Source organism: Marinobacterium sedimentorum (genome assembly GCF_024267675.1).
GTDB classification, from domain to species: domain Bacteria; phylum Pseudomonadota; class Gammaproteobacteria; order Pseudomonadales; family Balneatricaceae; genus Marinobacterium_A; species Marinobacterium_A sedimentorum.
Map to the genome: position 1 here is coordinate 23,206 of NZ_JALDYX010000029.1, position 22,606 is coordinate 45,811.

Consider the following 22,606-nt stretch of genomic DNA (forward strand, 5'->3'; position numbering starts at 1 on the left):
GCGGTTTTTGGGATAGCAGGTGTTTGATCGGCGCCAGCGGCTTCGCCATCGCTGTTCAACAGCCTGACGAGCTCAGGCCAGCGTAAAGAAAAACGTCGCTCCTTCACCCGGGGCTGCTTCGGACCAGATGCGGCCCCCATGCTTGTGGATAATGCGCTGAACGGTCGCCAGTCCGATGCCGTTACCGGGAAACTCCGTTTCGGTGTGCAGGCGCTGGAAGGGGCTGAAGAGCCGGTCGGCATGGGCCATGTCGAAACCGACACCGTTGTCCCGGATGTAATAGGTCTGCAGGTTCGGGGTCTGACCGGTGCTGCCAATGGTGATGCGGGCCCGGGGTGTCCTGGCGCTGTACTTCCAGGCATTGGACAGCAGGTTTTCCAGCACGACCCGCAAAAGGCGCAGGTCGCCGTGGGCCGACAGCTCCTGCTCGATGACCACTGTCACCTGGCGTTCGGGCGCGCCAGCCTGAAGGTCCGCGATGATGTCACGGGCCATGGCTGTGAGGTCGACCGTCTCCCGCAGCATCTCGGCGCGGGAGATCCGCGACAGTCTCAGCAGGTCGTCAATCAACTGACTCATGCGCTGCGAGGCGCGCCTCATGCGGTTGAGGTAATCGCGCCCGTCAGAACCTAGCAGGTCACCGGACTGCTCAAGCAGCATCTGGCTGAAACCATCGAGGTGCCGCAGAGGTGCCCGCAGATCGTGGGAGACAGAATAGGAAAACGCCTCCAGTTCCTGATTGGCGGCTTCCAGCTGGCGGGTTCTTTGTGTGACCCGCTGTTCAAGTTCGTTATAGAGCTGTACGTTCTCCAGCGCGATCGCGGTGCTGTTGGCCAGCGCCTGCAGCAGATTCAGCTGCTGCGGTGTGGCCCGGTGTGGTTGGGCCCAGTAATTGCCGATCGCCCCGATCGGGGATTCGGTCCTTATCGGCACCATTGCCAGGCTTTTGACAAAGGTCGGTCGGTAGGCGTCGGCCGGAATGCGGGGGTCCTGGTAGATATCCTCGATAACGGCCGGCTCCTTGTGCTGCATGACCCAGCCGCTGATGCAGGCCGACATCGGAAACCGGCTGCCTTTCCAGAGCGGCGCAATGGCATCTTCGTCGGCGTAGTAGCACAGCTGTTGTTCGCGCAATACGAAGGTTGCCCCGTCGGCCCCGGTCAGGTTGCGCGCGGCCTGGCGAACCACTTTCATGACGGTGTCCAGATCGCGGGCCAGGGACAGTTGCTGGATCACGCCGATCAGCAGCTCGGTGGGATAATCCGCGTGCGCCGGGCTCTGCTGGTGCGCCTCGGGCTGCGGCGCCTGGAGCATCTGCTCGATGGCGGGCGCCAGGCGCTCGAGCCTGGTTTTGGGAATGCAGACGTTGCCCGGGGTCTGGGTGTCGCTCGACCCGGTCTCGTCGGCATGGCCCGACACGAAAATGAACGGGACGCCAGGGCATTGCCGCTGTATGACATCCAGGGCTGCCTGGCCACTGAAACCCGGGACACTGCTGTCCGACAGAATCAGATCGAAGCGGGTGCTGTTCAGCGCATACAGGAACTGGTCGCGCGAGGCCGCCACGCATATGTCGCTGGCAAGTCCCTGGCGGGAAAGCGCCGCCCGTATCAGCTCGGCGTCGTCGGCGTTGTCTTCCAAATGCAGTATGCGTAATGGCTCTGGCATCGCCGCCACGCCGACAGGGTCGCCGAGTCGGGGGGCATACTTCTGGTCCCTGCCGCGGTGCGTTGTGGTCTGCTTGCCATGCCGGAGGCCGGGCCTCTGGCCGGTGGTGGCACCCGGGCGGGCAGCGGAAGCGCCCGTGCTGGCGCTATCGCCCAGCTCCACAAACGTCAAGAAACGGAAGTCATGGCCAAAGGGGTCCAGCATGAGCGCCTGTTGACCGGCGGGAGAGGTCTCGATCGGGCTCGCAAGCCGGGCACCGGCCGCAGTCGCCTGCTGCACGGCGGCGGCGATGTCGTCGACGATCCAGTCGAGGCGGCGCGGCTCAGCCGTGCTGCCGGTTCCCGATGTCTGGGCCTGCAGGTAAAGGGGTGCCGGGCCGCCGAGCAACTCCACGCCGCAGGTGCCGAAGCGGCGGCCAACGCCCAGGCCGAATGCGGCGCGGTAGAAGCGTATCACCGTTTCCAGGTTGTCCGTATCGAGTGTGATCAGGAAGTTCATCGCCGCTTGCCTCGTACTGGTGTTCAGACCTGTGTTGCCCATTGCTGCAGCTGTGCAACGCTGGCTGTCACCCCGCCGCAGACAATCACCAGAACCGAAGCGCAGGCTTCCAGCCGGTCGGCGTGATCGTAGATCGCCGCGAGAGCGGCGCCACAGGCCGGCTCGACGACGACACGGTGGTCATCCATAAAACGCAGGCAGGCCCTGACGGCCGCCTGGTCCGGGACGACCAGACTCCGGATCGGATGCCGGTGCGTCCAGTCGAAGGCCTGTTCGCAGACACGGCGGGCGCCGAGCGAGGTCGCGATACTGCTGATCGCCGGCAGTTCGATGCGTTCGCCGGCCTCGACGGAGCGGGCGAATGAGTCGGCGCCCGAGGTTTCGACGGCCATGACCGGCACATCGCTCCAGCCGTTGCGGTGCAGCCCCTCCAGCACGCCACAGAGCAGCCCGCCGCCGCCCACCGACAGTATCACCAGCTCCGGTTTGCGCCCGCGGCGGGCAACCTCGTCGATCATGCTCCCGTGGCCCTGCCACAGCAGCGGATCATCGAAGGGATGCAGGAACGCATCGCTGTCTGTGACCATCGACAACGCCAGCTCGTTGGCTTCCTGCCAGGAGGCGCCATGGACTTGGACGTCGGCCCCCTGTTGACGGATCAGGTCGATGGCCCGCTCGGTGGTGGTTTCTGGCACCACGACGAGCACCGGAACCTGCAGCTGACGGCCGGCGTAGGCGACGGCGATGCCGGCATTACCGCCGGACGATGAAATCAGACGCCGGGCGCCACGGCGCACATAGTGGCTACAGGCATGGCCGATGCCGCGGATTTTGAACGAACCCGGGGGTTGCAAGGCTTCCATCTTGAGCCAGACCGTCCGGTTCGCTGCCCGACTCAGCGTGCGGGACTCAAGCAGGGGCGTTTCAATGTGCAGCGGTGTCATCGTGGTAACTCGGTTGAGGCTCTCTATCGATCCGTGGCGCCTTGATGTGGCGCGGCATCGGATGCTGTAGTGGTGCTGTCAGGTCTGTTGTGCTCAGCCGTCTCGCCGCGCACGTTCCTCGGTCGGCAGCACCACCAGGGTAAACCAGTAGTCGGTCAGCGACTGTACCACCTTGGCGAAGTTTTCGAAGTCGACCGGCTTGACGATATAGGAACTGCAGCGCAGCTTGTAGGAACTGAGCACATCCTTTTCCGCATCTGAGGTGGTCAGCACGACAACGGGCAGGTGTCTGAGGTTCTCGTCCTGGCTGATGGCTTCCAGCACCTCGCGTCCGTTCATGCGCGGCATGTTGAGGTCGAGCAGAATCAGGTCGGGTGTCGGAACGTCGGCATACTGGCCTTCCTTGCGCAGAAAGGCCATGCATTCGACGCCGTCGGGCACATGGTGAAGATTGACCCCCAGTCGCGTCCGCTTGAAGCCGATTTTCGTCAGCTCCACATCGTTGTCGTTGTCCTCGACCAGGAGGATCTCGGCCGGTCTTCCGTGGTCAAGCTGATTGCTGTTCATGGGATTGTTCCTCTTGTTCCGGAATAGTGAAGTAAAAACGGCTGCCTGTGCCAGACTCCGATTCGACCCAGATTCGGCCACCGTGGCGGTGTACCACGCGGCGGCAGACCGCCAGCCCGATGCCGCTGCCGGGGTAACTGCGCTGGTCGTGCAAACGCTCGAATATCTCGAAAATGCGGTCGTGGTAACGCGGATCTATGCCAATGCCGTTGTCCTGAATCATGAGCCGCCATTCGGCGTCCAGGCGCGCGGCTTCAACTCGGATCTGCGGCGCTTCGTCACTGCGATACTTGAGGCTGTTGCCGATCAGGTTGATCAGCAGTTGTACCAGCTGTGACCGGTCGCCGTTCAGTACCGGCAGTTCGCCGCAGCTGACCTGCGCGCCGGATTCCCTGATCGAGGATTCGAGCAGCGTGACGGCGGCATCGAAAATCTCGCGGCCCGGCACCGGCGTGAACGGGTGGGCCTGGGAGTCGACGTGTGAATATTCGAGCAGGTCGCGGATCAGCGTCTGCAGCTGCTTGACGGACTCGACAATGCGGCGAATCCAGTCGTTTGCCTGCGCATCGAGCTGGTCGGTATAACTGGACTGCAACAGCTCGACGAAGCTGGCGACATTGCGCATGGGCGTTTGCAGGTCGTGGGAGGCGACATAGGCGAAGCGCTGCAGTTCGATATTGCTGCGTTCCAGCGCCGCGTTGGTGCGCTGCAGCGTGGCGTCCGCGGCCCGCTGGCGCTCGGTGAGATCGATAATGGCCGCCAGTACCAGGGTGCCGTCCTCCGTCTGGACCGGATTCAGGCCAATTTCCACGGCAAACTCGGTGCCGTCCTGGCGCAGGCCGTTGAGGTCGCGTCCTGCGCCCATGCGTCGGGCTTGCGGGGTATTAAAGAAGCTGGTCCGCAAGCCCGGATGGTGGGCCCGGTAGCGCTGCGGAATCAGTACCTCGATTTTCTGGTGCAGCAGGGCTTGGCGTTCATAGCCGAAAAGCCGCTCCAGTTCGCTGTTGACCAGTTGTATGGTGCCGGTTGCGTCGATCATGACCATGGCAATGGGGGCCGACTCGACAGTGGCGCGAAACAGGGTTTCCAGGCGTTTGCGTTCAGAGATATCGAGGATGGCGGCCAGTACGAACTGGCCCTCGTCGGTATTGACCGGGTTAAGACCGATCTCGACCGGGAATTCGGTGCCGTTCTTGCGCATGGCGAACAGGTCACGACCGACCCCCATGCGTCTGGATTCGGGGGTGGCGAAGAAACGGGAGCGCATTCCGGGATGACCCGCCTTGAACCGTTCCGGCAGCAGGACTTCAATCTTTTGCTGCAGCAACTCTTCCCGGTTGTAGCCGAACAGTCGTTCCGTCTCGGCATTGACCAGCAGGATGGTGCCGGTCTGATCGATCATGAGCATGGCTGTTGGCGCCGACTCCACCGTGGCGCGAAAACGCGCTTCCATCCGCTTGCGTTCGGTGATGTCGACGATGGCGCTGACCACCAGCACGCCGTCGTCGGTCGTGATGGGGTTCAGGCCGATTTCGATCGGAAATTCGATACCGTCCTTGCGCAGACCAAAGAGATCGCGGCCCGCACCCATGGGCCGGTTTTTCGGCATTTGCATGAAGCCTGCGCGCAGTTCCGGGTGGCCGGCTCGAAAACGGTATGGCAGCAGTATATCGACCATCTCCCCGAGCAGCTCGGTGGCGGTATAGCCAAACAGGCGCTCGGCCTGTGCATTGACCAGTACGATAGTGCCGTGCTGGTCCGCCACTATAATGGCGGTAGGGACCGAATTCAGGATAGCGGTCAGTTGCTCGACGCTATCGATTTGATGATTTCGAACCACCATTTCCTCTCCAGATAGAGACCATCCCGGTGCGGGCTTGTCACCGCAGTGCGGCAGAGACCAAGGGAAGAGGAGCGACAGCAAGAGAGGGGCAGAGGTGCGTTTACAGTCCCTTGTCAGGCCGCTTGCCTGGATTCCGCAGCAGTCCCCGGGGCTCAGCCCCGCTGCGCTTACTACTATAGTCGTTGCCGACTGAAATGTTCGGGTTTATTTGGCTCCCATGACTACATAATTAACGTGCTACGACACTCTGCCGCAGCCTGGTTGAACATCCATGACGCGACCCTCAGTGGCGGTTTGCACCTGTTCGCTGGCAGGTCCGACCATGCGCAGGATAACCCCGAATACCGGACGCGCCATCCGTCGGAATAAACCTGGGCCACCAGGTCGCCGATACAGGTTTTGGCGCCGGCGCGGAGCGGCATTTTCATGGCCATACCGGACACCGCAGGTGAAACCTGGGGCTATGCTTGAGCAATGAGGCGGGTTAAATCGAGCATAATCCGTCTGTCTGGGCACAGCGTGATGAAAGGGTGAGTGATGTAACATAAGCCGACGGACCTCATACAGTCGAACACCGAAATGGATGTGCATAGGTCCATTGTCCTGTGGCTGTTTTTTGCGACTCTGATTATTACCGCTTTTGTTGGGGGCGCGTTGCTCTATTCGGATAAAACGGGGGATGAGTTCCTGTCCATTTTACCTGTGGTGATATTGTCCGGCGTACTGGGCAGTTTTGTCAGTGCGCTTAACCGGATTTATTCCTCCAAGGACATTTTTCCGATCACCAGTTATTCGGTTTTTCTGAGCGGCAACAGCATGTACCTGATTGCCTATTCGTCGATTCCGGCGCTCGTCGGTGCCATCTCATCCACTATTCTGTATGTCGTCTTTGCATCGGAGATCATTGTGGGTTCGTTTTTCCCCGGCTTCTCCTGCAAGCTGGCAAATACTGACTGCAGCGAGTTTCAGGAATTCCTCACGTCCTGGAGTCCCCGCGATGCCCAGGACTATGCCAAGGCGATTGTCTGGGGTTTTGTGGCCGGTTTCAGTGAGCGCTTTGTACCGGATATTCTCAACCGGGTTGCCAGCAATAGCGACAAGTAGCACCGTCGGCATTTGCGTGGAGAGGCATCATAATTGCCGCTGCCTTGTCTCCAGAGGCAGAGTCTGCGGGAATCAGCGCTTCAATATGACTGTCACTGCGTTCACCAGGGCGTTGCTGCTGTTCGGCCTCTTACCGGCCTATGGCTGCATGTTTGGCGGCTTTTGCGGCCGGTGATGATCGTCACCCGGTACTGGTATCCGTGAGTCCATGCACCGTTATAATTTTATTAACTTGGCGGAGTTGTCCCATGGCGGTGCTGATACTCCCAACACGTGACTGGCAGTGGCAAGCCGCTGACCTATACTGTGCCCAGTATCTGAAGCTGTTCTTTACCGATAATCAGCGTATCTGTTCAGCGTTTTCGCCTATGACTGCAGTCCCGATATTCGAATAAATAGAAAATAGTGTTGCTCTTTGGATACTGTTTTTATATTTCGAATGCCCCGGTGTGATATTCGCAGCTGTTCCTGCGCCAGGATTAACGTGAACGCGCTTCGAACAGGGCCGCGCCCTACAAAGTGTCGGCGCGGGAGGGCATCATGTTAAAGGGAGTTTCCCATGGCAGATAACGGCATAGTCTATCGTTCGGGTTACAAGTATCAGCTGGCTGAAAATTATGAACTCAAGATTCCCATCAAGCCTGATGCGGATATCGACTCGATGTTTATCACCCTTGATCGCCAGGGCAACCTGCGGGTAAAAGCCGGTTATGCCTGGGATGGCACCTCGGGTCCGGTGATAGACACACCGTTCAACCTGCGCGCCTCACTGGTGCATGATGCGCTCTATCAGCTGATGCGCGAAAAGACTCTCAGCGCCAAGGAGGACAAGGATAAGGCCGACAAGCTGTTTAAAAAGCTGGTCAAGGAAGACGGAGTGCCAGCTCCTGTGGCCCAGGTGTACTACGAGGCGCTGAAAAAGCTCGGAAAACCGGCGACGAAACCTGAAAGCAGCAAGGCTCTGAAGCACGCGCCCAAGTAGTCTGACGTTGAATCTCCGGGGAAAAACCCCGCCAGAGTACCGCTGGCGGGGTTTTTGTTATTGGCGCCGAGGTGTGGGCCCGCGTGCTGGCGCTCGTCATCTTTCGCATTTCTGCGTTGTTCAGATACCTCTCTTGCCAGTAGAATCGCTGTTTTTGTGATCATTACGGAGCATTAGCCGCATGGGCAGAGCCTATCAGAACCGCAAAGAATCGATGGCCAAGACGTCTGACATGAAGGCCAAGGTTTATAGCCGCTATGGTCGTGAGATCTATGTCTCCGCCAAGTCGGGCGGGACTGACCCCAGCGGCAATCTGACCTTGCGCAGCCTGATCGAGCGCGCCAAGAAGGACCAGGTTCCGAGTCACGTAATCGACAAGGCGCTCGAAAAGGCCAAAGGCGGTGCGGGTGAGGATTACGCGGCGGCGCGCTACGAGGGCTATGGCCCCGGTGGCAGCATGGCCATTATCGACTGTCTGACCGACAACCCCAACCGCACCTTCGGTGATGTGCGCCAGGCCTTCACCAAGACCAAAAGCAAGATCGGTACGCCTGGCAGCGTCAGCCATATGTTCGACCACTCGGCCATCTTTGTATTCGCCTACGATGATGAAGAGGCAGTGCTCGAAGCCCTGATGGAAGCCGACGTCGATGTGACGGATATCGAGAATGAGGACGGCAAGATTACGGTATTCGCCCCCAATACGGATTACTTCAAAGCCAAAACGGCCTTGCTGGAGCGCTGTGGCGAACTGGACTTCGATGTTGATGAAATCCAGTTTATCCCCCACAGCTTTACCACGGTCAGCGGTGACGATGTCGCCCTGTTCGAGAGGTTCCTCTCCATGCTGAACGATCTGGATGACGTACAGCAGGTATACCACAACGTTGAACTTCCATAAGTGATGTGCCCCCACAAAAGTGGACACACTTAGATCGCCTGCTCGAACGCCTCAGGCTTCGCTCTGTTTCCCGGCATTCGCAGGCTTATCCTCGACATTCGCCTGGGGCTCACTTCCCGGAATTCGCAGGCTCATTCCAGGCTACAACGGCACCCCGTAGGTTGGTAATGAGCGTAGCGAATTCCGACATCCGCAGCGAAGCTGTGGAGCTTGCCCTTGCCCTTGCCCTTGCCCCTTTGGCTCCTTAGCTGTCATGCATCCCGGGGGCGTTCTGCCGGTGGCGTCTATACTGAGCGAGCCTCCCCTGCCGGGAGCGCGTCTGATACAGGATGCCACGGATGAAAACGCCCCGCCCTTTTGCCGACAACGCTGTCTGTGTCCGAAAGGCCATGTTTCACCACCATGAATAGCGCCGGCTGGTTTGTACTTGTAGGCGCGCTGATGCTCGCCATGGGGCTGACCGCCCCGCTGATGAAGCGCGTTGCCGTTACCTCGGCGATGCTGTATCTGTCCGTGGGTCTGCTGGTGGGGCCAACCGGATTCGGGCTTTTTCATTTCAACCCGCTGGAACAATCGGCTCTGCTGGAAGTACTCACCGAAGTGGTGGTGCTGATTTCGCTGTTTTCTGCCGGCGTAAAAATGCCGGTGCCGGTCACCTTGGCGCGCTGGCGCTCGCCGGTGCTGTTGGCATTTGTATCCATGACGGTGACTGTGGCGCTGGTGGCCGGGTTTGGCCATTACATTTTAGGGCTGTCGCTGGGGGCGGCCGTGCTGCTGGGTGCCATACTGGCGCCGACCGATCCTGTGCTGGCCACTGACGTACAGATTCGTCACGCCGAGGATCGTGACCGGCTGCGCTTTACCCTGACCTGTGAGGCGGGGATGAATGATGGCAGTGCTTTCCCGTTTGTCATGCTGGGGCTGGGTCTGCTCGGGCTCCATGACCTGGGGATCTTCGGGCAGCGCTGGTGGCTGGTGGATGTGCTTTGGGCCACGGGCGCGGCTATCGTCGTGGGTGGGGTGGCCGGCTGGGGGCTCGCCCGCATCAGCCGGTACGTGCGCCGCAGTGGGCGCCATATCGAATTGCTGAATGATTTTCTGGGTCTGGGGCTGATCGGTTTGGTGTACGGCATATGTCTGTATATCAGTGCCTGGGGCTTCCTGGCGGTTTTTGTTGCGGCTGTGGTATTGCGCCAGACCGAATTGAAATTCGCAGACGCGGAGCTGGAACGGGCGCCTGAAACTCCGCCGGTGCCGGTCGAGCCTGGGTCGGCGCATGTCAGTGCCGGTTCGCTGGTGTTCAAGGAGCATCTCGAACGGCTGTCCGAGCTGGTGCTGATCCTGCTGATCGGCGGCATGCTGTTTCTCGATTCATGGAGCTGGCGAGCCACGGCGCTGGCGTTATTCCTGTTTACCGTCGCCAGGCCCCTGAGCGTGATGCTGGGTCTGGCTGGCAGCCGGACCCCGTGGCGGATACGCGGTCTGACGTCCTGGTTCGGTGTGCGTGGCATCGGCTCGCTCTACTATCTTATGTACGCCATCGAGCACGGCATCAGCGAAGAGCTGGCCGTCGAGCTGATTCACCTGACGCTGGTGGTGGTCGCGCTGTCGATCCTGATGCACGGCGTCAGCGTCAAGCCGATGATGCGCAAATTCTGGCGCCGCTCCCGCGAATAAGCGGCGCTTATGCCGGAAAAGATTTCACAGGCTCTCTTTTAGCCGCCGTGGTACAGAGCGTGCCGCCAGGTCTGGGTTCCTGCTGCCCCGGTGCTTCAGGGCGGTCAGCGCTGGGCGATCACGGCGATAGGCCGCAGCGCGTCTACCCGGTCACCAATCAGCTTGAGCGTGATCAGCATCGGCACCGCCATCAGGGCGCCGGCCACACCCCAGAGCCAGAACCAGAACAGGACGCTGAGGAATACCATCAGGGGATTGAGGGCCAGGCGCTGACCCAGTACCAGTGGGGTGACAATCTGTCCTTCGATAATGTTTAACAGGGTAAAGGTAACCACCACCATGGCGGGCAGGGCCAGGCTGTCGAAGGTCAGCAGCGCGGTGGCGCCGAGCAGCAGCGCGGTGACCAGCCCGCCGAGATAGGGGATAAAGTTCAGCACGGCTGCCACGGCACCCCAGAGCAGGGGATTGGGCATGCCGAACAGGTACAGGGCGGCGGCGACAACACTGCCAAGGCCGAAATTGACCAGGGTGATGCAGGACAGGTATTTGGAAATCTCGGCTTCGAGGGTCACGGAAAGCTCGATAAACTGGTCGCGGCGGCCCTCCCTGTGCTGTAAATGGCTGATGCGCGTAATCATCAGCTGTCCCCAGGAGAGAATGAAATACAGCAGCAGGGTTGTCGTGACGGCGCCGGTCGCCAGTCCGCGGGCGTTGGAATACAGCATCTTGGAAAAGCTGATGCCTTTCACCTCGACGGTCTGGGCCGGGTTGACGGACGCGATGCGGTCGACCTGATCGGCGGCCTTGCTCATATCTTCGACGGTTTTCTTGATCGGGTTGATCTTGCGCTCAAGCTGTTTGAGCAGTCTGGGCGCCCGTTCGAACCAGTCACTGACCGGATCGACGGATTGGGACACGCCATAATTGAGTCCGGACAGCAGTAGCAGCACTATGACGGCCGCACCCAGCGGCCGGGGGATGCGTAACAGCGCCAGCCATCGCATGACCGGGGCCAGCACCAGGCTCAACAGGAACGCCAGGGCAATGGGGACCAGCAACAGCTGAGCCAGCGCCAGGGTATAAATCACCGCCAGCAGGGTCAGGGTGATCAGCAGCCGGGTCTCGATCCGGCCCCAGCCCGTTTCGACCGGGGCGCTGGCCGGGGTGCCCGGATCGGAGTTCCCGTTATTCCCAGAAGTGTCCCCGGTTGTGGCGGGATCCGGGCGCTGTTGGTCGGAAGCAGTCATGTTTGTCCTCGCACCGTCCGGGCGCCGTTATCGCGTTCATAACAGACGCAGCAACGGCAGCAGCCAGCGCAATAGATGAAGGGTAGGAGCAGGTCGATTGCCGTCGCCGGGGGCCGCTACGGAGCGGCCGATACTCAGTCCAAGGGTAAAACCCGCGATCAGGCCGGGGGCCGAGGTAGCCCCGTTACGGATCGATTGACGCAACTGCTCCCGTGCCTGTTGCGCCTGCTGTCGCGCCTTGAGTACCTGCTGCTCCTGGCGACGCAGCTGCGCTCTAGTCGGCATCATCATTGCGCAGGTCCAGTCCCAGCGCCCGCCGGGTACTCTCAAGGCCGATGCGCGTCAGTGCGCGGCGCATCAGCCACAGCGAGATCAGCGCCAGCATAACGTTGGCCAGCGCCAGGCTGCCGAGCGCCAGGCTCCAGCTCCAGCCCAGTGCCAGCAGCCCTGTCAGTGCCGCCGCCAGCAGCAGCCCCCAGACGCTGAATGCCGCCAGGGCACCGATCAGCGCCAGCGCCAGGGTCATGCCCAGCATCAGGCCGGCGTAGCGGGCTTCCAGAGTGAGCAGAGTGAGCAGTTGGGCAAGGTGCTGCCGGCTGGTGGCGAAAACGCCGGCTGCCGCGTCGATCAGTGACAGGGACTCGGGCGTGGCGGGATCGGCCGCGTCCTGGGGGCCGGCGTGCATTGGTGAAGGCTTCATGCGTCAGCGGCGTCGTGTCAGTACGCCGATCAAAATACCCAGGGCCACGGAACCGCCCACGACCGCCCAGGGATTGTCGCGGACAATCTGCGTGAGGTTAGTGCGCAGGTCGCGACTCTTGTCGGTTAACTGTTCACCGCGTTCGTGCAGCCCGTGCTCGAGTTCTGCACCCACCTTGGCGGCCTGTTCGATGCGCTCATGCAGGTCGTCGGCGACGCGCCGGGACAGGGTTTCACTCTCCTGAACGGAGGCTTCGCTGTCCGCAGGATTTGGTGTGTTCATGGTATTTGCCATCCTCATATCCGGTGAATGCCCGGTTCAGCAGCATACTCAGGCCTGATGTGCTGCCCTAATCACTGTAGTTCAGATCAACTGCCGGTGGTGAGCTCTGCAGTGACTGATTTCACCCCTTGATGCGGCCGGATTCGCCAATGGCCAGTTCCCGATCGACGTCACTGTCGTCTCGATGTTGTTCCTGGTGGATCTGGTTTTGTCGATGGTGTTCATAATCGCGTGGCCAGCGCCGCTGTTTTGAATGGCGCGGCCGCGGGCGCCCGATAAGGTAATAGGCGGCGATAACGGCATAAAAAAACGCCCCTTTCGTGAGAAAGGGGCGTTTCAGTACACTAGCTGTTGGGTGTCGTTCAGGCCGCCACAGTGCCATGCGGATCTATAACGTACTTCTTGGCCGCGCCGCCGTCGAACTCGGCGTACCCATTGGGTGCCTGATCCAGGGTAATGACTTCCACATTGACTGCGTCGGCAATCTTCACCTTGTTGAACAGGATGGCCTGCATCAGCGGGCGGTGGTATTTCATCACCGGGCACTGGCCGGTGTGGAAGGAGTGGGACTTGGCCCAGCCCAGGCCGAAGCGCATGCTCAGGGCACCCTGCTTGGCGGCGGCATCGACGGCACCGGGATCTTCGGTCACGTACAGGCCCGGAATGCCGATCTGGCCGCCGGCGCGGGTCAGGGTCATGGCGGAGTTCAGTACGGTAGCTGGTGCTTCCTTGCCGTGGTTGCAGCCACAGGCGTGGGCTTCAAAGCCGACGCAGTCGACGAAGGCATCGACTTCACGCTCGCCCAGAATGGCTTCGATTTTGTCGGCCATATCGCCGTCCTGGGTCAGGTCGATGGTTTCGCAACCAAAGCTGCGGGCCTGGGCCAGGCGATCTTCCACCATGTCACCGACGATGACGCAGGCGGCACCCAGCAGGTGCGCCGATACGGCAGCGGCGAGACCGACGGGGCCGGCACCGGCGATGTACACCGTGGAGCCCGGGCCTACGCCTGCGGTCACGCAGCCATGGAAACCGGTGGGGAAGATGTCGGACAGCAGGGTCAGATCACGGATCTTCTCCATGGCCTGGTCGGCATCCGGGAATTTCAGCAGGTTGAAGTCAGCGTAGGGCACCATGACGTATTCGGCCTGGCCACCGACCCAGCCGCCCATGTCGACGTAACCGTAGGCAGCGCCAGGGCGCGCCGGGTTGACGTTCAGGCAGATACCGGTCTTGCCTTCCTTGCAGCTGCGGCAGCGGCCGCAGGCGATGTTGAAGGGCACGGACACCAGGTCGCCCTGCTGGATGAATTCGACGTCGCGGCCACACTCAACCACGATACCGGTGATTTCGTGACCCAGTACCAGGCCTTCTTCGGCGGTGGTGCGCCCACGCACCATGTGCTGGTCGCTACCGCAGATGTTGGTGGTAACGACTTTCAGGATCACGCCGTGGTCGCATTTGCGGTTGCCGATGGCGAGTTCCGGGTAGGCGATGGATTCAACGGCGACTTTGCCGGCGCCTTTGTAAACGACACCGCGGTTTGCGTTGCTGCTCATTGACAACACTCCTTCTGATTTTTATGTGTATAGCCGATATGGACGGGCCTGGTGCACACTCTTGCTGTTGCGGGCAAAGACTGTGTTGCAGCGGCTGCCTGAATCCATCCTGATACCCTAGTGCTTCGCGTGATTGTTGATGTGTCTGAATGAGTCGCCCACATACCTAATTGAGACATGGCGGCGCAATTAGGTTTTATCGGTGTGATTGTGACTAGATAGAGGTCGCTGCCTGACAAGTGCGTGGGGCGCGCAGGGTAGATAATCCATGTCATATGAACAGGGCTGTCAGCAGCATCTGGCCCGGCATGGCAGGGGCGGGTGCAATGCGTACCAGTGCCTGCTTCACCTCATAATAACGACAGTTTTGCCGGAGGCATCATGGGTATCAGCGTATTTGATTTGTTCAAGATCGGGGTCGGTCCTTCAAGCTCCCATACCGTGGGCCCCATGAGTGCAGCCGCCGAGTTTGCGGCCCATCTTGAAGGCATGGCGCTGATTCCGGACGTCTCACGCCTGAAGGTTGAACTCTTCGGCTCGCTGAGCGCCACCGGCATCGGTCATGGTACCGACAAGGCCGTGATCATGGGGCTGATGGGGGAACGCCCGGCCAGTATTGATCCGGATATCATCGATCCCACCATCGACACGCTGAAAAACGACGGTGAACTGCGGCTGATGGGCAAGCGTGTTGTCGTTTTCGACTGGGCTCGCGACATGCAGCTGCTGGAGGAATGCCTGCCCTACCACCCCAACGCCATGCGTCTGAGTGCCTATGCCGACGACGAGCTGCTGTTCAGCAATACCTACTATTCCATTGGCGGCGGTTTCGTGATCGACGAGAAGGAAGCCCAGGCCGGCGCGCCGGCGGTGCACCAGGTCAGCCTGCCCTACGAATTCAACAACGCCGTCGAACTGCTGCGCCTGTGCAAGACCCACGGCCTGCGCATCAGCCAGCTGATGATGGAAAACGAGAAGGTCTGGCGCCCGGAAGCGGAAACCCGCGCCGGGCTGCAGCAGATCTGGCAGGCCATGCAGGACTGCGTCGCCAAGGGGCTGGAGCAGGAAGGCATACTGCCGGGCGGTCTCAAGGTGCGTCGCCGGGCCCACGGCCTGCATCGTTCGCTAAAAGAAGCCACGGCGCCGAACGTGATCAGCTCGACCCTGAGCGCCATGGACTGGGTCAACCTTTATGCGCTGGCGGTGAATGAAGAAAATGCCGCCGGCGGACGTATGGTGACGGCGCCGACCAATGGCGCTGCGGGCATTATCCCGGCGGTGCTGATGTACTACATGCGATTCAAGGATCAGGCTACCGACGAGGATGTGGTGGATTTCCTGCTGGCCGCCGCTGCGGTGGGCACTCTGTGCAAGAAAAACGCCTCTATCTCCGGTGCCGAAGTGGGCTGTCAGGGTGAGGTGGGTTCCGCCTGTGCCATGGCGGCTGCGGGCCTGACCGAAGTCATGGGTGGTACGCCGGAGCAGGTGGAGAACGCCGCCGAGATCGGCTTGGAGCACAACCTGGGTCTGACCTGCGATCCGGTGGGTGGTCTGGTGCAGGTGCCCTGCATCGAGCGTAATGCCATTGCCGCAATGAAGGCCATCAATGCCACTCAGATGGCACTGCGTGGTGACGGCGAGCACTTTATCTCGCTGGACAAGGTGATCCGCACCATGCTGGAAACCGGCCGCGACATGCAGGACAAGTACAAGGAAACCTCCCGCGGCGGTCTGGCGGTCAATGCCATCGAGTGCTAATGGCCAATAAACAGGCTGTTTAAAAGCGACAAGCAGCAAGGTGCAAGTGGAAAAATCTAGCGCCTGAAAGCCGGCGGCTGTATCAGTCGCCGGCTTTTGCCGTTTCTAATGCGTGCAGATTACGCCAGTCGGGGTTCTCGAAGGCCTCCACCAGGTAATCGATACAGTGGCGCACTTTGGGTGAAAGGTGACGGCTGCGTGGGTAGACCGCCCAGATGGCGCTGTCCTGGCAACGGAACTCGTCCAGTACGCTGACCAGGGCGCCGCTGTTCAGATGCGGCTCGACTATATAGTCGGGCAGGCAGGCCAGTCCCAGCCCCTGCAGTGTGGCCTCTAGCAGCAAAACCCCTGAGTTGGCGTGCCAGTTGCCGCTGGCGCGGACGTCCTTGCGCTGACCTTCAACACAGAAATTCCAGTTGGCGGTCGAACCGCGCAGGCAGTTGTGCCCGGCTAGGTCCAGCAGGCTGTGGGGCCTGCCCTTGGCGGCCAGATAGCTCTCTGTGGCGACGATGTATTCGCGTCTGTCGCTGAGGCGGCGTGCCACCAGGTTGGAGTCTTTAAGTGTGCCCAGACGAATGGCCAGATCGTAGCCTTCATTGATCAGATCCACCGTGCGGTTGGTCAGGTTCAGATCCAGGCTCAGGCGTGTCTGCTGTTGCATGAAACGGGTCAGCATGGGGCCTATGTAACGCTCGCCAAAGGTAGAGCCGCAACTGACACGCAGCAGGCCGTGGGGTTCGTTGCTGAAACTTGTGATCTGCTGCTCGGCATCGCTGAAGCCGTCGGCCAGGGTCTGGCTCTGCTCGAAGAACCACTGGCCCGATTCGGTCAGGGTCACGCGGCGGGTGGTGCGTATCAGTAGCTGGGTATTGAGGCGCTGTTCCAGGTGGCTCAGCAGGCGGCTGACATGGGAGCTGGAAACGCGCAGCTTGGTGGCCGCGGCCGACAGGCTGCCCAGGCGTGCGACCTCTATGAAGGCTTCAATACTTTCCCAGCGGTGCATGAAGGCCTGCCTTTGCTCTGTTAGGGTGCATTAGAGGGTTCGTGGTGCGATCTGCCGGCCATTTTTGGCGGCCGCCGATTCTCTTCCAAACGGATAAAAAATAACAGTTTTTTGTGTGCCTTGCTCAGTCGCAATAATGATTTGCAGTATAGGTGAGTTTGATGGCTTCCCATTGTCCGAAAAACGACTACAGTCAGGGCTTCTTGCGGTATCGCCGCAGGAGTCAGTCGGCGCCTGAGCCCCGCCGACTGCAGGCTGCGGCATTTTAAGCCGGATTCGCGGTCATAAAACATGCACAGCCCGTAACATGGCCGCCGATAGGCGATCTGGATTGCGGTGGTGATTATAAGAAAAACAGGCATAGCAATTGCTAGCCGTGATTCAGCAACCGACACCAACGGGCGTGTTGCTGAAGGAGCTAACTAATGAACGATTCTATCCCGGGTACCCGCGCTGCGGCCGAGCCGAAAAGCCGCAACATCGGTTTTCTACTGCTTAAAAACTTCACGATGATTTCGCTGGCATCCGCGATAGAACCGCTGCGCATGGCAAACCAGTTAAGCGGCAAGGAACTCTACAACTGGTACACCCTCACTGAAGACGGCGAGCCGGTGCGCGCCAGTGATGGCATTCAGATAACCCCCGACGGCGGTATGACAGATCCGTTTGAGCTGGACACCATAATCGTGGCCGGCGGCGTCAATATTACCCGTAGCTACAGCAAGCGTGAGCTGTCCTGGCTGCAGTCCATGGGCCGCAAAGGGCGCAAGCTCGGCGGTATCTGCACCGGCGCCTATGCGCTGGCCGAAGCCGGTTTGATGAATGGCTACGAGTGCAGCGCCCACTGGGAGTGTATCGCCTCGCTGCAGGAAGCCTTCCCCAAGGTGAATTGCACCAATCGCCTGTTCTCGGTCGATCGGGATCGTCTTACTGGCAGTGGCGGTACAGTGCCGCTGGACATGATGCTCAACATGATCAAGCAGGAGCATGGCTACCAGCTTTCTGCCGCCATCTCGGAAATGTTTATCTGCGACCGCATTCGCAATGAAACCGATCACCAGCGCATTCCGCTGCGTCATGTGCTGGGTACCACTCAGCCCAAGCTGGTGGAGGTGGTGTCCCTGATGGAAGCCAACCTGGAAGAGGCGATCGAGCTGGACCAGCTGGCCTGTTACGTGGGCCTGTCGCGGCGCCAGCTGGAGCGACTGTTCCAGAAATACCTGCAGTGTTCGCCTTCGCGTTATTACCTCAAGCTGCGCCTGACCAAGGCACGCCAGCTGCTGAAACAGACGTCGATGTCGATTATCGAAGTGGCCTCGGCCTGTGGTTTTGTCTCGACACCGCATTTCAGCAAGTGCTACCGCGAACACATCGGTATTCCACCGCGTGAAGAGCGCATGGGCATGCGGGTGGGACGCAACGCCGAGGTGCTGATGGATCCGATGTCCCGCGCTCTGGGGACGGTGTTCGGTGGTCTGGGTGGAGCTGTGTCGTCCACCGCCATGACCGCGCTCACCGAAGCCCAGTCCGAGCCCAGCTATGGCTCGGTGACGCTGCAGTAGCATCCGCTTGCCCGTTCCCTGCAACCAGCCCCGGCCTTAGCGTCGGGGTTTGTCGTTTTAAGAACAGTCCTCTGCTCCTTCCCGGTCGTGTCCAAAGGTCGGCTCTAAGTGGCGAAACCTGCGCCGTTACTGGCTTTCCCGCATTTCTTTCGTGTCTGACGCTTTTGACAATCAGCGAGTCGTTTTCAGTACCTCTGGTTGGGCGGCGAAGGACTAGACTGGCTCCATTGCTGCTATCCGCTATCGCCGTCATTGTGCTGCGCTCCCGGTCCGGCATCTGAACGAACTCCTGCGGCACCAACTGCGGGCATCTGAATTTTTGGGGGGAAACCGATGAACGCAGCTGAACTGCACCAGGATTCGATCGTTATCGACGGCCTGATTATTGCCAAGTGGAACCGGGAACTGTTCGAAGACATGAAGAAGGGCGGCCTGACGGCGGCCAACTGTACCGTGTCCATCTGGGAAGGCTTTCAGAATACGGTCAACAACATTGTCGAGATGAACCAGCTGATCACCGAAAACAGCGACCTGCTGCGCCCGGTGCACAGCACCAGCGACATTCTGCGTGCCAAGCAAGAAGGCAAGACCGGCATCATCTACGGTTTTCAGAACGCCCACGCCTATGAAGACAAGATCGGCTATGTTGAAGTCTTCAAGAGGCTCGGTGTTGGCATCGTACAGATGTGCTACAACACCCAGAACCTCATCGGCACCGGCTGCTACGAGCGTGACGGCGGCCTGTCCGGTTTCGGCCGCGAAATCGTCGCCGAGATGAACCGTGTCGGTGTTATGTGCGACCTGTCCCATGTTGGCTCCAAGACCTCCGAAGAGGTGATTCTGGAGTCTAAAAAGCCGGTGTGCTACTCCCACTGCCTGCCGTCCGGTCTGAAGGATCACCCGCGCAACAAGTCCGATGAAGAGCTGAAGTTCATTGCTGATCACGGCGGCTTTATCGGCGTGACCATGTTCGCACCCTTCCTCAAGAACGGTATCGATTCCACCATCGACGATTACGCCGAGGCGATCGAATACGTGGTCAACATCGCCGGTATCGACCAGGTGGGTATAGGTACCGACTTTACCCAGGGTCACGATCAGGCGTTCTTTGAAATGCTGACCCACGACAAGGGCTACGCCCGTCGCCTGACGCGCTTTGGCAAGATCATCAACCCCGAAGGCATCCGCACCGTGGGCGAGTTTGGCAACCTGACCGAAACCCTGCTGCGTCGCGGCTTCGATGAAGCCTCAGTACGCAAGATCATGGGCGAGAACTGGGTGCGTGTACTGGGCGATGTCTGGGGCGAATAATAGCGGCCTGTCGGCCCTGACCTGGCCTGCTGCGGAAAAGTCGACATTGGGTAGTTTGGGCGCTCTTTCTCGTTGAATAGAACCACTATTCGCCTCTAAAGAGCACACCAAACTCCCTCGAAGCGCCTTCCCCTCGCGACGACCGGGCAGGACCGAAAGGCCGCCGGCCTGTCGGAACAATTAATTAGATTTTGGAGTTAAGAACATGGGTGTACATGCACCGGAAATGCCGATCCAGGTTGATGATGAAACCGGCGTCTGGGTAACAGACGCGCTGCCAATGCTGTACGTGCCGCGTCATTTTTTCGTCAATAACCATATGGGTATTGAAGAGGAAATCGGGCCTGAGCGTTACGCTGACATTCTCTACAAGGCCGGCTACAAGTCCGCCTGGCACTGGTGCGAAAAGGAAGCCGAGGCCCATGGCCTGTCGGGTGCCGCAGTGTTTGAACATTACATGAAGCGCCTGTCCCAGCGCGGCTGGGGTTTCTTCATTACCGAAGAGCTGGATCTGGAAAAGGGCACCGCCCGCGTACGGCTGGAAAACTCCGCCTTCGTTTACCAGTACGGCAAGGTGAATCGCAAGGTCGATTACATGTTCACCGGCTGGTTTGCCGGCGCCATGGACCAGATCGCCCAGAGCCTGGGTTATCCGGTACGTACCGTTGCGGTACAGACCCAGTGCGCGGCAGAAGAGGGCTGTGACTACGGCATCTTCGAAGTGAGCCCGCTCTAAAGCACAGCTCCTGTACAAAAAAAGATCAGGCCGGCGTTCGGCGCCGGTTCCATAGCCACAGCGCTGCTGTGTGCCAGATTCAGACACAGTGCCGCAGCCCAGGCTGCGGTCATCAATAAGAGTTACGGGGTGTCGCCATGTCCCAGTACGACGTGCTGTTCCAGCCGCTGAAGATCAACCAGCTGACCATTCGCAACCGTGTGGTCAGTACCGCCCACGCCGAGGTTTATGCCACGGATGGCGGCATGACCACCGACCGTTATGTGAAGTATTACGAAGAGAAGGCCAAGGGTGGCTGTGGTCTTTGCATCTGCGGCGGTTCCAGCGTCGTGTCCATCGACAGCCCGCAGAGCTGGTGGAGCTCGGTCAACCTGTCGACCGATCGCATTATTCCGCATTTCCAGAATCTGGCCGATGCCGTGCACAAGCATGGTGGCAAGATCATGATTCAGATTACCCACATGGGGCGTCGTTCGCGCTGGGACGGTGAAAACTGGGTTAACCTGATGTCGCCCTCCGGCATCCGCGAACCGGTACACCGCGCGACCTGCAAGACCATCGAAGAGGAAGATATCTGGCGTGTAATCGGCGACTTCGCCAAGGCCGCCGTGCGTGCCAAGGAAGGTGGTCTGGACGGCGTTGAGCTGTCCGCCGTGCACCAGCACATGATCGACCAGTTCTGGTCGCCGCGCGTCAACAAGCGTACGGACAAGTGGGGCGGCACCTTCGAGAACCGCATGCGTTTCGGCATGGAAGTGCTGAAGGCCGTACGTGAAGCGGTGGGACGGGAATTCGCAGTGGGCATGCGTATCACTGGCGACGAGTTCCACCCCGATGGTCTGAACCACGAGGACATGAAACAGATCGCTGCCTACTACGATGCCACCGGCCTGCTGGATTTCTTCGGCGTGGTGGGTTCCGGCTGCGACACCCACAACACCCTGGCCAACGTTATTCCGAACATGAGCTACCCGCCGGAGCCCTTCCTGCACCTGGCGGCCGGCATCAAGGAAGTGGTCAAGGTTCCGGTCATTCACGCCCAGAACATCAAGGACCCGAACCAGGCCAAGCGTATTCTGGAAGCCGGTTACGTCGATTTCGTCGGCATGACCCGTGCGCACATCGCCGATCCGCATTTCATTGCCAAGGTCAAGGCGAACCAGGTGGATCAGATCCGCCAGTGCGTCGGTGCCAACTACTGCATCGACCGCCAGTACATGGGTCTGGACGTGCTCTGCATCCAGAACGCCGCGACCTCGCGGGAATACACTGGCATGCCGCACATCATTGAAAAAACCACCGGCACCAAGCGCAAGGTGGTTGTGGTCGGCGGTGGCCCCGGCGGTCTGGAAGCGGCCCGTGTCGCGGCTGAACGCGGCCACGCCGTAACCCTTATCGAACGGGCAGACGAGCTGGGCGGGCAGGTCACCATAGCCGCCAGGGCGCCGCAGCGCGACCAGATGGCCGGCATCACCCGCTGGCTGGCCATGGAAGTCGAGCGTCTGGGCGTGGAAGTGCGCCTGGGTACCACAGCCAATGCCGACATGATCAAGGATCTGAAAGCCGATGTGGTGATCCTGGCCACTGGCGGTCGTCCCTTCATGGAGCAGAATCCGCACTGGGGCGCAGCCGAAGGGCTGTCGGTATCGAGCTGGGATGTCATCAATGGCACCGTAGAGCCCGGCAAGAGTGTGCTGATCTACGACACCATCTGTGAATTCACCGGCATGTCGGCAGCCGACTACCTGAGCTCCAAGGGCTCACTGGTCGAGCTGGTGACCGATGATATCAAACCGGGCGTTGGCATCGGCGGCACCACCTTCCCGACCTACTACCGCAGCCTGTACGAGAAGGAAGTCATCATGACCTCCGACATGCTGCTGGAGAAGGTTTACCGCGAAGGCGACAAACTGGTGGCGGTGCTCGAGAACGAGTACACCGGTGCCCAGGAAGAGCGCGTGGTGGATCAGGTGGTGATCGAGAACGGTACCCGCCCCAACGAAGAGCTGTATTACGAGCTCAAGGACGCTTCGCGCAACAAGGGGCAGATCGACAACGAAACCCTGTTCGCGGGACAGGCGCAGCCTATACTGTCCGAGCCCGGCGAGGGCATGATCCTGTGGCGCCTGGGGGATTGCGTATCACAGCGCAATATCCACGCCGCCATCTACGACGCCCTGCGTCTGTGCAAAGACCTCTAACACGGTTCTGGCCGGGCAGCGTGCCCGGCCTGCTGTATTGGCTTCCTAATTTTGCGACGGGCC

The 22,606-nt window shown here is 60.1% G+C and carries 19 protein-coding genes; 9 read left to right on the forward strand and 10 right to left on the reverse strand.

The window, feature by feature from the left end:
- Nucleotides 1-72 precede the first annotated feature (72 nt).
- The 4 genes from MRS74_RS18840 to MRS74_RS18855 all read right to left on the reverse strand — a co-directional run bounded on the left by MRS74_RS18840 (nucleotide 73) and on the right by MRS74_RS18855 (nucleotide 5,520).
- On the reverse strand, nucleotides 73-2,166 hold the full coding sequence (locus MRS74_RS18840; protein ID WP_254581823.1) for an ATP-binding protein: 2,094 nt from the start codon (nucleotides 2,164-2,166) through the stop codon (nucleotides 73-75).
- A 23-nt stretch (nucleotides 2,167-2,189) separates the two neighbouring features.
- Complete coding sequence (locus MRS74_RS18845) at nucleotides 2,190-3,110, reverse strand: pyridoxal-phosphate dependent enzyme (RefSeq protein ID WP_254581824.1); 921 nt, start codon at nucleotides 3,108-3,110, stop codon at nucleotides 2,190-2,192.
- Between the two features lie 93 nt (nucleotides 3,111-3,203).
- Entirely contained in the window at nucleotides 3,204-3,677 is a 474-nt protein-coding gene (locus tag MRS74_RS18850; protein WP_254581825.1) for a response regulator, read from the reverse strand.
- On the reverse strand, nucleotides 3,658-5,520 hold the full coding sequence (locus tag MRS74_RS18855; protein ID WP_254581826.1) for a PAS domain S-box protein: 1,863 nt from the start codon (nucleotides 5,518-5,520) through the stop codon (nucleotides 3,658-3,660). Before MRS74_RS18855 ends, MRS74_RS18850 begins: the two co-directional genes overlap by 20 nt.
- Nucleotides 5,521-6,099: 579 nt before the next feature.
- Here MRS74_RS18855 and MRS74_RS18860 point away from each other — a divergent pair.
- From MRS74_RS18860 to MRS74_RS18875, 4 genes are all read left to right on the forward strand, one after another.
- On the forward strand, nucleotides 6,100-6,624 hold the full coding sequence (locus MRS74_RS18860) for a hypothetical protein (protein ID WP_254581827.1): 525 nt from the start codon (nucleotides 6,100-6,102) through the stop codon (nucleotides 6,622-6,624).
- A 559-nt stretch (nucleotides 6,625-7,183) separates the two neighbouring features.
- Nucleotides 7,184-7,606, forward strand: coding sequence for a DUF1353 domain-containing protein (locus MRS74_RS18865; RefSeq protein WP_254581828.1), 423 nt, complete (start codon nucleotides 7,184-7,186; stop codon nucleotides 7,604-7,606).
- Between the two features lie 181 nt (nucleotides 7,607-7,787).
- Nucleotides 7,788-8,507 (forward strand): YebC/PmpR family DNA-binding transcriptional regulator, encoded by a 720-nt coding sequence (locus tag MRS74_RS18870; protein ID WP_254581829.1) that lies wholly within the window; start codon nucleotides 7,788-7,790, stop codon nucleotides 8,505-8,507.
- Between the two features lie 402 nt (nucleotides 8,508-8,909).
- Nucleotides 8,910-10,184 carry a cation:proton antiporter gene (locus MRS74_RS18875; RefSeq protein ID WP_254581830.1) on the forward strand — a complete coding sequence of 425 codons (1,275 nt, stop codon included), beginning with the start codon at nucleotides 8,910-8,912 and terminating at the stop codon, nucleotides 10,182-10,184.
- Nucleotides 10,185-10,288: 104 nt separating this feature from the next.
- Here MRS74_RS18875 and MRS74_RS18880 read toward each other — a convergent pair whose 3' ends face one another.
- The 5 genes from MRS74_RS18880 to fdhA all read right to left on the reverse strand — a co-directional run bounded on the left by MRS74_RS18880 (nucleotide 10,289) and on the right by fdhA (nucleotide 13,972).
- Nucleotides 10,289-11,431 carry an AI-2E family transporter gene (locus MRS74_RS18880; protein ID WP_254581831.1) on the reverse strand — a complete coding sequence of 381 codons (1,143 nt, stop codon included), beginning with the start codon at nucleotides 11,429-11,431 and terminating at the stop codon, nucleotides 10,289-10,291.
- 36 nt (nucleotides 11,432-11,467) lie between these two features.
- The gene (locus tag MRS74_RS18885) at nucleotides 11,468-11,719 is read right to left on the reverse strand and encodes a hypothetical protein (protein ID WP_254581832.1); all 252 of its coding nucleotides are present in this window, start codon (nucleotides 11,717-11,719) and stop codon (nucleotides 11,468-11,470) included.
- Complete coding sequence (locus MRS74_RS18890; RefSeq protein ID WP_254581833.1) at nucleotides 11,706-12,131, reverse strand: hypothetical protein; 426 nt, start codon at nucleotides 12,129-12,131, stop codon at nucleotides 11,706-11,708. Before MRS74_RS18890 ends, MRS74_RS18885 begins: the two co-directional genes overlap by 14 nt.
- A gap of 3 nt (nucleotides 12,132-12,134) precedes the next feature.
- Nucleotides 12,135-12,413 carry an ElaB/YgaM/YqjD family protein gene (locus MRS74_RS18895; RefSeq protein ID WP_254581834.1) on the reverse strand — a complete coding sequence of 93 codons (279 nt, stop codon included), beginning with the start codon at nucleotides 12,411-12,413 and terminating at the stop codon, nucleotides 12,135-12,137.
- Between the two features lie 362 nt (nucleotides 12,414-12,775).
- The gene (fdhA, locus tag MRS74_RS18900; protein WP_254581835.1) at nucleotides 12,776-13,972 is read right to left on the reverse strand and encodes a formaldehyde dehydrogenase, glutathione-independent; all 1,197 of its coding nucleotides are present in this window, start codon (nucleotides 13,970-13,972) and stop codon (nucleotides 12,776-12,778) included.
- Between the two features lie 381 nt (nucleotides 13,973-14,353).
- On the opposite strand from fdhA, the gene MRS74_RS18905 reads away from it, so the two are divergent.
- A complete protein-coding gene (locus MRS74_RS18905; protein WP_254581836.1) occupies nucleotides 14,354-15,730 on the forward strand; it encodes an L-serine ammonia-lyase in 1,377 nt (458 codons plus the stop codon).
- Nucleotides 15,731-15,812: 82 nt separating this feature from the next.
- Here the strand turns inward: MRS74_RS18905 and MRS74_RS18910 are convergent, their stop codons facing one another.
- Nucleotides 15,813-16,733, reverse strand: coding sequence for a LysR family transcriptional regulator (locus tag MRS74_RS18910; protein ID WP_254581837.1), 921 nt, complete (start codon nucleotides 16,731-16,733; stop codon nucleotides 15,813-15,815).
- A gap of 425 nt (nucleotides 16,734-17,158) precedes the next feature.
- Here MRS74_RS18910 and gbdR point away from each other — a divergent pair, with 425 nt between their 5' ends.
- The 4 genes from gbdR (at nucleotide 17,159) to dgcA (ending at nucleotide 22,543) form a co-directional block, all read left to right on the forward strand.
- Nucleotides 17,159-18,295 (forward strand): choline metabolism transcriptional regulator GbdR, encoded by a 1,137-nt coding sequence (gene gbdR, locus MRS74_RS18915; RefSeq protein ID WP_254581838.1) that lies wholly within the window; start codon nucleotides 17,159-17,161, stop codon nucleotides 18,293-18,295.
- 333 nt (nucleotides 18,296-18,628) lie between these two features.
- Nucleotides 18,629-19,606 (forward strand): dipeptidase, encoded by a 978-nt coding sequence (locus MRS74_RS18920; RefSeq protein ID WP_254581839.1) that lies wholly within the window; start codon nucleotides 18,629-18,631, stop codon nucleotides 19,604-19,606.
- 205 nt (nucleotides 19,607-19,811) lie between these two features.
- Nucleotides 19,812-20,342 (forward strand): 4-vinyl reductase, encoded by a 531-nt coding sequence (locus MRS74_RS18925; RefSeq protein ID WP_254581840.1) that lies wholly within the window; start codon nucleotides 19,812-19,814, stop codon nucleotides 20,340-20,342.
- Nucleotides 20,343-20,479: 137 nt separating this feature from the next.
- Complete coding sequence (gene dgcA, locus MRS74_RS18930) at nucleotides 20,480-22,543, forward strand: dimethylglycine demethylation protein DgcA (RefSeq protein ID WP_254581841.1); 2,064 nt, start codon at nucleotides 20,480-20,482, stop codon at nucleotides 22,541-22,543.
- Nucleotides 22,544-22,606: the final 63 nt, after the last annotated feature.

Excerpts from the sequence above, each read along its gene's own strand:
- MRS74_RS18840 (WP_254581823.1), bottom strand. The coding sequence starts at position 2,166 with ATGAACTTCCTGATCACACTCGATACGGACAACCTGGAAACGGTGATA.
- MRS74_RS18845 (WP_254581824.1), bottom strand. The coding sequence starts at position 3,110 with ATGACACCGCTGCACATTGAAACGCCCCTGCTTGAGTCCCGCACGCTG.
- MRS74_RS18850 (WP_254581825.1), bottom strand. The coding sequence starts at position 3,677 with ATGAACAGCAATCAGCTTGACCACGGAAGACCGGCCGAGATCCTCCTG.
- MRS74_RS18855 (WP_254581826.1), bottom strand. The coding sequence starts at position 5,520 with ATGGTGGTTCGAAATCATCAAATCGATAGCGTCGAGCAACTGACCGCT.
- MRS74_RS18860 (WP_254581827.1), top strand. The coding sequence starts at position 6,100 with ATGGATGTGCATAGGTCCATTGTCCTGTGGCTGTTTTTTGCGACTCTG.
- MRS74_RS18865 (WP_254581828.1), top strand. The coding sequence starts at position 7,184 with ATGGCAGATAACGGCATAGTCTATCGTTCGGGTTACAAGTATCAGCTG.
- MRS74_RS18870 (WP_254581829.1), top strand. The coding sequence starts at position 7,788 with ATGGGCAGAGCCTATCAGAACCGCAAAGAATCGATGGCCAAGACGTCT.
- MRS74_RS18875 (WP_254581830.1), top strand. The coding sequence starts at position 8,910 with ATGAATAGCGCCGGCTGGTTTGTACTTGTAGGCGCGCTGATGCTCGCC.
- MRS74_RS18880 (WP_254581831.1), bottom strand. The coding sequence starts at position 11,431 with ATGACTGCTTCCGACCAACAGCGCCCGGATCCCGCCACAACCGGGGAC.
- MRS74_RS18885 (WP_254581832.1), bottom strand. The coding sequence starts at position 11,719 with ATGATGCCGACTAGAGCGCAGCTGCGTCGCCAGGAGCAGCAGGTACTC.
- MRS74_RS18890 (WP_254581833.1), bottom strand. The coding sequence starts at position 12,131 with ATGAAGCCTTCACCAATGCACGCCGGCCCCCAGGACGCGGCCGATCCC.
- MRS74_RS18895 (WP_254581834.1), bottom strand. The coding sequence starts at position 12,413 with ATGAACACACCAAATCCTGCGGACAGCGAAGCCTCCGTTCAGGAGAGT.
- fdhA (WP_254581835.1), bottom strand. The coding sequence starts at position 13,972 with ATGAGCAGCAACGCAAACCGCGGTGTCGTTTACAAAGGCGCCGGCAAA.
- MRS74_RS18905 (WP_254581836.1), top strand. The coding sequence starts at position 14,354 with ATGGGTATCAGCGTATTTGATTTGTTCAAGATCGGGGTCGGTCCTTCA.
- MRS74_RS18910 (WP_254581837.1), bottom strand. The coding sequence starts at position 16,733 with ATGCACCGCTGGGAAAGTATTGAAGCCTTCATAGAGGTCGCACGCCTG.
- gbdR (WP_254581838.1), top strand. The coding sequence starts at position 17,159 with ATGAACGATTCTATCCCGGGTACCCGCGCTGCGGCCGAGCCGAAAAGC.
- MRS74_RS18920 (WP_254581839.1), top strand. The coding sequence starts at position 18,629 with ATGAACGCAGCTGAACTGCACCAGGATTCGATCGTTATCGACGGCCTG.
- MRS74_RS18925 (WP_254581840.1), top strand. The coding sequence starts at position 19,812 with ATGGGTGTACATGCACCGGAAATGCCGATCCAGGTTGATGATGAAACC.
- dgcA (WP_254581841.1), top strand. The coding sequence starts at position 20,480 with ATGTCCCAGTACGACGTGCTGTTCCAGCCGCTGAAGATCAACCAGCTG.